The 8,760-nt window shown below is 70.3% G+C and carries 8 protein-coding genes and 1 riboswitch; of the genes, 7 read left to right on the top strand and 1 reads right to left on the bottom strand.

Going from position 1 to position 8,760, the window contains the following annotated elements:
• A partial coding sequence (gcvT, locus tag FV229_RS11540) for a glycine cleavage system aminomethyltransferase GcvT (RefSeq protein ID WP_147752113.1) occupies positions 1-870 on the bottom strand: 870 nt, incomplete at its 3' end.
• Between the two features lie 157 nt (positions 871-1,027).
• A riboswitch (glycine riboswitch) is annotated at positions 1,028-1,129 on the bottom strand.
• A 197-nt stretch (positions 1,130-1,326) separates the two neighbouring features.
• Between gcvT and FV229_RS11535 the strand changes: the two genes are divergently transcribed.
• The 7 genes from FV229_RS11535 to FV229_RS11500 all read left to right on the top strand — a co-directional run bounded on the left by FV229_RS11535 (position 1,327) and on the right by FV229_RS11500 (position 8,738).
• Positions 1,327-2,085, top strand: coding sequence for an ABC transporter ATP-binding protein (locus FV229_RS11535; protein ID WP_147752112.1), 759 nt, complete (start codon positions 1,327-1,329; stop codon positions 2,083-2,085).
• Positions 2,086-2,152: 67 nt separating this feature from the next.
• Entirely contained in the window at positions 2,153-2,893 is a 741-nt protein-coding gene (locus FV229_RS11525; RefSeq protein WP_147752110.1) for an ABC transporter ATP-binding protein, read from the top strand.
• A gap of 127 nt (positions 2,894-3,020) precedes the next feature.
• The gene (locus tag FV229_RS11520; RefSeq protein ID WP_147752109.1) at positions 3,021-4,223 is read left to right on the top strand and encodes an ABC transporter substrate-binding protein; all 1,203 of its coding nucleotides are present in this window, start codon (positions 3,021-3,023) and stop codon (positions 4,221-4,223) included.
• Between the two features lie 66 nt (positions 4,224-4,289).
• The gene (locus tag FV229_RS11515; RefSeq protein ID WP_147752108.1) at positions 4,290-5,177 is read left to right on the top strand and encodes a branched-chain amino acid ABC transporter permease; all 888 of its coding nucleotides are present in this window, start codon (positions 4,290-4,292) and stop codon (positions 5,175-5,177) included.
• A gap of 24 nt (positions 5,178-5,201) precedes the next feature.
• Positions 5,202-6,197, top strand: a complete 996-nt coding sequence (locus FV229_RS11510; protein ID WP_147752107.1) for a branched-chain amino acid ABC transporter permease — start codon at positions 5,202-5,204, stop codon at positions 6,195-6,197.
• Positions 6,194-7,837 (top strand): AMP-binding protein, encoded by a 1,644-nt coding sequence (locus tag FV229_RS11505; RefSeq protein WP_246688149.1) that lies wholly within the window; start codon positions 6,194-6,196, stop codon positions 7,835-7,837. Before FV229_RS11510 ends, FV229_RS11505 begins: the two co-directional genes overlap by 4 nt.
• A 535-nt stretch (positions 7,838-8,372) precedes the next feature.
• The gene (locus FV229_RS11500; protein ID WP_147752106.1) at positions 8,373-8,738 is read left to right on the top strand and encodes a hypothetical protein; all 366 of its coding nucleotides are present in this window, start codon (positions 8,373-8,375) and stop codon (positions 8,736-8,738) included.
• Positions 8,739-8,760 lie beyond the last annotated feature (22 nt).

The raw sequence follows: 8,760 nt of genomic DNA, 5'->3' as shown, positions 1-8,760 counted from the left end.
GATGCGGGCCGCGCCTGGGAACCCGCCTTCGCGCGCCCCGCCGGCGCGGCGGGCGGACGGGATCGCCCAGGCCAGCCCGGCCTCAGTAGGCGTGGTGTCGGGGCCGATGTCGGACCCGTGCAGGCACAGGCCCGCTTCGAGCCGCAGGGAATCGCGGGCGCCGAGCCCGGCCGGCATCACGGACCCGTCCGCGAGCAAGGCCTCGGCCAGGGCCTCGGCGGCGAAGCCCGGCACCGAGATCTCGAAGCCGTCCTCGCCGGTGTAGCCGGAGCGGGTCACGAGGCAGTCCTGGCCGAGGATCGGGATGTCGGCGGCGTCCATGAAGCGCATCGCCGCCACCTCCGGGGCGAGGCGGGCGAGCGCAGCCTCCGCCGCCGGGCCCTGGAGCGCGACGAGCGCCCGGTCGAGCGGGGTCGCCGTCACCGCGGCGGGCAGGTTGGCCCGCAGGTGCGCGAGGTCGGCCGCCTTGTTGGCCGCGTTGACCACCAGCACCAGCCGGTCGCCGAACCGGGCCACCATCAGGTCGTCGCGGATGCCGCCGGCGGCGTCGGTCAGCAGGCCGTAGCGCTGGCGGCCGCACCTCAGCCCGAGGATGTCGGCCGGGATCAGGGCTTCGAGGGCGCGGGCGGCGTCCGCCGGGTCGTCCGCGTGAAGCGCGATCTGGCCCATGTGGGAGACGTCGAACAGGCCGGCGCCGGCGCGGGTGTGGAGGTGCTCCTTCAGCAGCCCGGCGGGATAGTGCAGCGGCATGTCGTAGCCGGAGAACGGCACCATCCGCGCGCCGCGACGCAGGTGCAGGGCATGCAGCGGGGTGCGCCGCGGCCCGGATGCGAGGGTGTCGTCGAAGGTCCCGAAGGTATCCGCATGCATCTGGTGGTTCCACGACACGAGCCGCCGAGGAACGCGGTCGCGCGCCTCGGTTGCCCCCATCTGTCGCGGTTACCTGAGAGCTTCCCCCGGACGCCGCGTCGGCGGCCTCCAAGGTTTCTCCTTCGGTGGACGCCAGGCGGCGCCTCTCTCCAGATTGTCCAACGATACGGTGATTGTGCCTGAGAGTTTCCGGGGGTGGTTGCTCCGTCGGCGCCATAACCGGTCGTCGGACCGGCCTGGGCTCTCCCGTATCGCTTTATGCGGACGACGTCAGACTGGCATGCCTCTCAAGGGCCGGCAAGCGGCAAGCCGACAACGGGCCTTCGCTGTCACGCTTCTCGTCCGGGAGAGGGGTGTCATCGGCCGGGGAATGTTCGGGGCGCCCTCGAAAACGCGATGGACGGCGCCGACGCTTCCGGCGATACATCCTGCCAAAGATGCAGGGGAGGCTTGCGTTTGGCACAGGACATCATCCTGTCCACCACTGGGTTGACCAAGGAGTTCAAGGGGTTCCGCGCGGTCAACGGCGTGACGCTCGAAGTCGTGCGCGGCACGATCCACGCGCTGATCGGCCCGAACGGCGCCGGCAAGACGACCTGCTTCAACCTGCTCACCAAGTTCCTCAGCCCGACCGCCGGGGCGATCCACTACAAGGGCCGCGACATCAGCCGCCTGCAGCCGGCCGACGTCGCCCGGCTCGGGCTGGTGCGCTCGTTCCAGATCTCGGCGGTGTTCCCGCACCTCACGGTGATGGAGAACGTCCGCATCGCGCTGCAGCGACGCAAGCACGGCGATTCGTTCGATTTCTGGCGGGCCGAGAAGGTGCTGCGCCGCCTCGACGCCGAGGCGCTGGACCTTGTCGACCAGGTCGGCCTGTCGGCGTTCTCCGGGCACCAGGCGGTGGAGCTGTCCTACGGCCGCAAGCGCGCGCTCGAGATCGCGACGACCCTGGCCCTCGATCCCGAGATGCTGCTGCTCGACGAGCCGATGGCCGGGATGGGCCACGAGGACGTGGAGCGCACCGCGAGCCTGATCCGCCGCGTCGGCAAGGACCGCACCATCCTGATGGTCGAGCACAACCTGTCGGTGGTGGCCTCGCTCTCGGACCGGATCACCGTGCTCGCCCGGGGCCAGGTGCTCGCGGAGGGCGACTACGCCACCGTGTCGAAGGATCCGCGCGTGATCGAAGCGTATATCGGGGCCGGGCATGGCTGAGGCAGGCATGGCTGAGACAGGCTTGGCTGAGACAGGCTTGGCTGAGACAGGCTTGGCTGAGACAGGCTTGGCTGAGGCGGCTTTGAAGACCGTGCCGCGTGCGGTCCCGGACGCCCTCCTGGCGGTGCGAGGCCTGGAGGGCTGGTACGGCGAGAGCCATGTGCTCCACGGCATCGACCTCGACGTGCGGGCCGGCGAGGTGGTGACGCTGCTCGGCCGCAACGGGGCGGGCAAGACCACGACCCTGCGCGCCATCATCGGCATCCTCGGCCGCCGCGCCGGCTCGATCACCTACGAGGGCGTCGAGACGATCGCGATGGCCTCGCGCAACATCGCACGGCTCGGCCTCGGCTACGTGCCGGAGGAGCGCGGGATCTTCGCGAGCCTGACGGTCGCCGAGAACCTGATGCTGCCGCCGGTGGTGAAGCCCGGCGGCATGTCGGTGGCCGAGATCCACACCCTGTTCCCGAACCTCAAGGAGCGGGCCGGCAGCCAGGGCACCAAGCTCTCGGGCGGCGAGCAGCAGATGCTCGCCATCGGCCGCATCCTGCGCACCGGCGCCAAGCTGATCCTGCTCGACGAGCCGACCGAGGGGCTCGCCCCCGTCATCGTCCAGCAGATCGGCCGGACGATCCGCGAGCTGAAGGGGCGCGGCTACACCATCGTGCTCGTCGAACAGAACTTCCGCTTCGCCCAGACGCTGGCCGACCGCCACGTCGTGATCGAGCAGGGGCGGGTGGTCGACGAGATCGCCAACGACGCGCTTGACGCCAATATCGACAAGCTCCACGCCTACCTCGGGGTCTGAAGACCTCGGGCATCGACGGACTCATCAGTCCGAATACGAAGAGAAGCGCGCCGAACAAGGTCTGGCGACGGACGGGCATTCAGCCCCGACGCGCAAAACGGCCGGCGCACCGAGGAGGACGGACCGGATGCTGAGACGAATGCTGCTTGCCGCCGCGCTGGGGACCCTGACGACGGCGGCCGCGCAAGCCCAGACCCCGGTCAAGATCGGCGTGCTCACCGACCGCTCCGGCGTCTACGCCGACATCGCGGGCGAAGGTTCGCTCGTGGCCGCCCGGATGGCGGTGGAAGACTTCAAGGCCGCCGACAAGGGCCTCAAGGTCGAGGTCATCGCCGCCGACCACCAGAACAAACCCGACGTCGGCTCGGCGATCGCGCGGCAATGGTACGACCGCGACGGCGTCGACATGATCATCGACGGCGTGACCTCCTCCGTGGCCCTGGCGATCAACCAGGTCACCAAGGAGAAGAACAAGACCTTCATCGACACCGGCGCCGGCACCGCCGACCTCACCGGCGTGCAATGCACCCCCAACACCGTCCACTGGGTCTACGACACCGTGGCGCTCGCCAACGGCACCGGCGGCGCCATGGTCAAGCGCGGCGGCGACACCTGGTTCTTCCTCGCCGCCGACTACGTCTTCGGCCAGACGCTCCAGCGCGACACCACCACGGTCGTCACCAAGAACGGCGGCAAGGTCGTCGGCTCGGTCAAGACCCCGTTCCCGACCGCCGACTTCTCCTCGTTCCTGCTGCAGGCGCAGGGGTCGGGCGCCAAGGTGATCGGTCTGGCCAACGCCGGGGCCGACACCATCAACGCGATCAAGCAGGCCGGCGAGTTCGGCATCACCGAGGGCGGCCAGGCGCTGGCCGGCCTCCTCGTCTTCTCCTCCGACGTGCATTCGCTCGGCACCAAGGTGGCGCAGGGCCTGGTCCTGACCGAGCCGTTCTACTGGGACCTCACCGACGCCACCCGCGCGTTCTCGGACCGGTTCGCCAAGCAGATGGGCGGCAAGAAGCCGACCGCCAACCATGCCGGCGTCTACGCGGGCACGCTGCACTACCTCAAGGCGGTCGAGGCCCTGAAGGCGTCCTCCGACGGCGCCAAGGTGGTCGCCAAGATGAAGGAGATGCCGACCGACGACCCGCTTTTCGGCAAGGGCACGATCCGCGTCGACGGGCGCAAGATCCACGACATGTACCTGTTCGAGGTCAAGAAGCCCGCCGAATCCAAGGGCGAGTGGGACCTCTACAAGACGCTGGCTACCATCCCCGGCAACGAGGTGTTCCGCCCGCTGAACGAGGGCGGCTGCCCCCTCGTGAAGGGTTGAGCGTGTGAGGCACCCCCGCGGCGCGCGGCGCGCCGCGGGGTCGGAACAGGCGATGGCTGAGTTGCGATGACCACGATCTTCGGCGTTCCGATGCAGGCGCTGTTCGGCCAGCTCCTGCTCGGGCTGATCAACGGCTCGTTCTATGCGATCCTCAGCCTCGGGCTGGCGATCATCTTCGGGCTCCTGAACATCATCAACTTCGCCCACGGGGCGCTGTACATGATGGGCGCCTTCGTCGCCTGGATGCTGCTCAACTACCTCGGGGTGAACTACTGGTGGGCGCTGGGGCTGGCGCCGCTGATCGTCGGCGCGTTCGGCATCGTGCTGGAGCGGGTGCTGATCGCGCGGCTGTACAAGCTCGACCACCTCTACGGCCTGCTGCTCACCTTCGGCATGGCGCTGATCATCCAGGGGCTGTTCCGCAACTCCTACGGCGTCTCGGGCCTGCCCTACGCGATCCCGCCGGAACTGTCGGGCGGCCAGCGCCTGCCGTTCATGTTCCTGCCGAACTACCGCGCCTGGGTCGTGGTCGCGTCGCTGGCCGTGTGCCTGGCCACCTGGCTCGTCATCGAGAAGACCAAGCTCGGCTCGTACCTGCGCGCGGCGACCGAGAACCCGACGCTGGTCCAGGCCTTCGGCGTCAACGTGCCCCTGTTCCTGACCCTGACCTACGGGTTCGGCGTCGCGCTCGCGGGCTTCGCCGGGGTGCTCGCCGCGCCGATCTACTCGGTCAACCCCAACATGGGCGCCGACATCATCATCGTGGTCTTCGCCGTGGTGGTGATCGGCGGCATGGGCTCGATCCTCGGCTCGGTCATCACCGGCTTCGGCCTCGGGCTGATCGAGGGGCTGACCAAGGTGTTCTACCCCGAGGCCTCGGCCACCGTGATCTTCGTGATCATGGTGCTGGTGCTGCTGGTGAAGCCCGCCGGCCTGTTCGGTCGGACGGCATGATTCTCTTCGCGATAGGGCTCTGACATGGCCGACACCGCCGCCATCGCGTCCGTGGACGCCGCCCCGATCCTACCGGCGCTGTCCGAGGGCCGGGACGTGCGCGCCCTGCACCGCAAGATCATGCTCGGCATCGCAGTCTTCCTCGCGGTGGCGCCGTTCGTGCTCTACCCCGTCTTCCTGATGAAGGTGCTGTGCTTCGGGCTGTTCGCGCTCGCGTTCAACCTACTGCTCGGCTACGGCGGCCTGCTCTCCTTCGGGCACGCCGCCTATTTCGGCATGGCGAGCTACCTCTGCGCCTACGCGGCCAAGGTCTGGGGGCTGACCCCGGAGCTCGCGATCCTCTGCGGCACGCTGACGGCGGCGCTGCTCGGGTTGGTGTTCGGGGCGCTGGCGATCCGGCGCCAGGGCATCTACTTCTCGATGATCACGCTGGCGCTCGCGCAGATGGCGTTCTTCTTCTCGCTCCAGGCCAAGTTCACCGGCGGCGAGGACGGCATCCAGGCGGTGCCGCGCGGCGCCCTGTTCGGCACGATCAGCCTCGCCGACGACCGGGCGCTCTACGGCCTCGTGGCCGTGGTGTTCCTCGGCGGCCTGCTGCTGATCTACCGCATCATCCACTCGCCGTTCGGGCAGGTGCTGAAGGCGATCCGCGACAACGAGCCCCGCGCGATCTCCCTCGGCTACCGGGTGAACCAGTACAAGCTCGCGGTGTTCGTGCTCTCGGCGACGCTCGCCGGGCTCGCCGGCTCCACCAAGGCGATCGTGTTCCAGCTCGCCTCGCTCACCGACGTGCATTGGGCGATGTCGGGCGAGGTGGTGCTGATGACGCTGGTCGGCGGCATGGGCACCGTGTTCGGGCCGATAGTCGGCGCGCTGGTGATCGTCACGATGGAGACCTACCTCGCGCAGTTCGGCGCCTGGGTCACGATCATCCAGGGCGTGGTCTTCGTGCTCTGCGTGCTGCTGTTCCGCGAGGGCATCGTCGGCCTCGTCGCGCGGATCGCCCGGCGCCCGCTGTGAGCCTGGGCGGCCGAGGGAACCGGGGGGAGGGCGGGCGCGCGAGCCCGTTCGAGACCGGGCTCGACCGCTCGGCCGCCAACCACGTGGCGCTCACCCCCGTGAGCTTCCTGGCGCGCGCCGCCGACGCCTTCGCCGACCGGATCGCGGTGATCGACGGCGACCGGCGCCTGTCCTACCGCGACCTCGACGCACGCTGCCGCCGCCTCGCTTCGGCACTGCGGGGGCGCGGCGTCGGCCGGCTCGACACCGTGGCGATCCTGGCCGGCAACGTGCCCGCGATGATCGAGGCGCACTTCGCCGTGCCGATGCTCGGCGCAGTGCTGAACCCGCTCAACACCCGCCTCGACGCGGCGACGCTCGCCGCCTCGCTGGCGCATGGGGAGGCGCGGGCGCTGATCGTCGACGCGCCGTTCCGGGCGCTCGCCGAAGAGGCGCTCGAAGCCCTCCCGGAGCCGATCCTGGTGATCGCCGTGGACGATCCCGGCGGCGGCCTCGCCTACGAGGACCTGCTCGCGGAGGGCGACCCGGACTTCGCCGGGCCGGGGCCGGACGACGAGTGGCAGTCGCTCTGCCTGCTCTACACCTCGGGCACCACCGGGGACCCGAAGGGCGCGGTCTACAGCCACCGCGGCGCCTACTTGCAGGCGCTCGGCAACGCCCTCGCCTTCGGGCTCTCGGCCGACAGCGTCTACCTCTGGACGCTGCCGATGTTCCACTGCAGCGGCTGGTCGTACCCCTGGGCGGTGGTGGCGGCCGGCGGCACGCAGGTCTGCCTGCGCAAGGTCGAGCCGGCCGCGATCTACCGGGCGGTCGCCGAGCACGGCGTCACGCATATCTGCGGCGCGCCGATCGTGCTGTCGATGATCGTCGACGCGCCGGACGCCGTGCGCGTGCCGTTCCCGCAACGCGTGCGCTGCGCCACCGGGGGCGCGGCGCCGCCCTCGACGGTGATCGCGGCGATGGAGGCGCTCGGCTTCGCGGTGACCCACCTCTACGGCGCGACCGAGAGCTACGGCCCGGCGACGATCTGCGTGCCCGGCCCTGACTGGGACGCGCTCGCGCCGGCCGAGCGCCACGGCCGCATGACCCGCCAGGGCGTGGCGCTGCCGACCGTCGCGGCCGCCCGCGTCGTCGATCCCGCGACGCTGGCGCCGGTGCCGCGCGACGGCGCCACGGTCGGCGAGATCGCGCTTCGCGGCAACACGGTGATGAAGGGCTACCTGAAGAACCCCGAGGCGACGGCGGCGACGCTCGGCGCCGGCTGGTACCTGTCGGGCGACCTTGCCGTGCAGCACCCCGACGGGCAGATCGAGATCAAGGACCGCGCCAAGGACATCATCATCTCCGGCGGGGAGAACATCTCCAGCCTCGAGATCGAGGAGGTTCTGACGCGGCACCCCGCGGTGATGCTCGCGGCCGTGGTGGCGCAGCCCGACGCCACCTGGGGCGAGAGCCCCTGCGCCTTCCTCGAGCTGAAGGCCGGTGCGCCGCAGCCGAGCGAGGCGGACGTCGTCGCGTTCTGCCGGGCCGGGCTCGCCCGCTTCAAGGTGCCGAAGCGGATCGTGTTCGGCCCCCTGCCGAAGACCGCCACCGGCAAGATCCAGAAGTTCGTGCTGCGCGAGCAGGCCCGCGCTCTTTAGGATCTCACAGGCTCTCATGGGTCGGAACCCGCGAGGTCCGGCGGAAAGCCCCTCCTGCCGTCACCTGCCGTATGCGCGCATCTCGCCACGCATCTTGAAGGAGTTGCGGGTCCCCTCTCCCGTTCGGGCAGGGCGATCGCCGATGGCGATCGGCTCTTCGGAAACCCGCGGGCAGCACCTTCGTCATCCCGGGGCCGCGCAGCGGAGCCCGGGATCCGGAAACGCTGGTCGCGCAGGACCTTGCACGGTCGGCGGCTCTGGATTCCGGGCTCGCCTGCGGCGCCCCGGAATGACGGCGTGGTGCCATCTACGATCGCCCTGCCGTGGGGACGGGGCCGCGCCGTGCTCCGCATGATCGGTCCGGGCCGGGCTCGCCGACAGGTGTGGATCCGATGGCGGCGGTCGCGGGGGCCGGACCCTGAAGGCGAGATCATCGCGGGCTGGTGGACGTCGTGCGAAACACGCGGACATGGTCGTTACGCTTCGTTAACCATCCGCTCGCCATCCTGTGCACTTCAAGCCGGGAGCGAACGTGGTGACCAAGACCCTGACCCTCAGCTTCGACGACCCCACCGCCGAGTGCCCGCTGCCGCCGGACGCGCTCGGCCGCATCTCCCGCGCCGACCCGGAGACGGTGTCGGCGATGGTCTGCGAGATCCCCGAGGCGACCCGCGCGCGGCTCGCGGTCTACCTCTACGGCCGCAGCCACACCCACGAGCTCGGCATCCGGATCGCGGCCACCTGCGACGGTGCCGTGCTGCGCCGGGCCGCCGGCCTCGTCGGCAACACCCTCTACGACCTGTCGCGCCGGCCCTACGCGCCCCCGAGCTACGGCAGCCACCGCGCGTCGGGCAGCCGGATCAGCCTCGGCGGACCGCGCCTCGACAGCCGTCGCGCCTGAATCCGCGGGACGTGGTAGGCAC

The organism is Methylobacterium sp. WL120 (assembly GCF_008039465.1).
In the GTDB taxonomy this organism is placed as follows: domain Bacteria; phylum Pseudomonadota; class Alphaproteobacteria; order Rhizobiales; family Beijerinckiaceae; genus Methylobacterium; species Methylobacterium cerastii.
The sequence above is the reverse complement of the archived record's forward strand: the minus strand, read 5'-3'. Positions and strand labels throughout refer to the sequence as shown.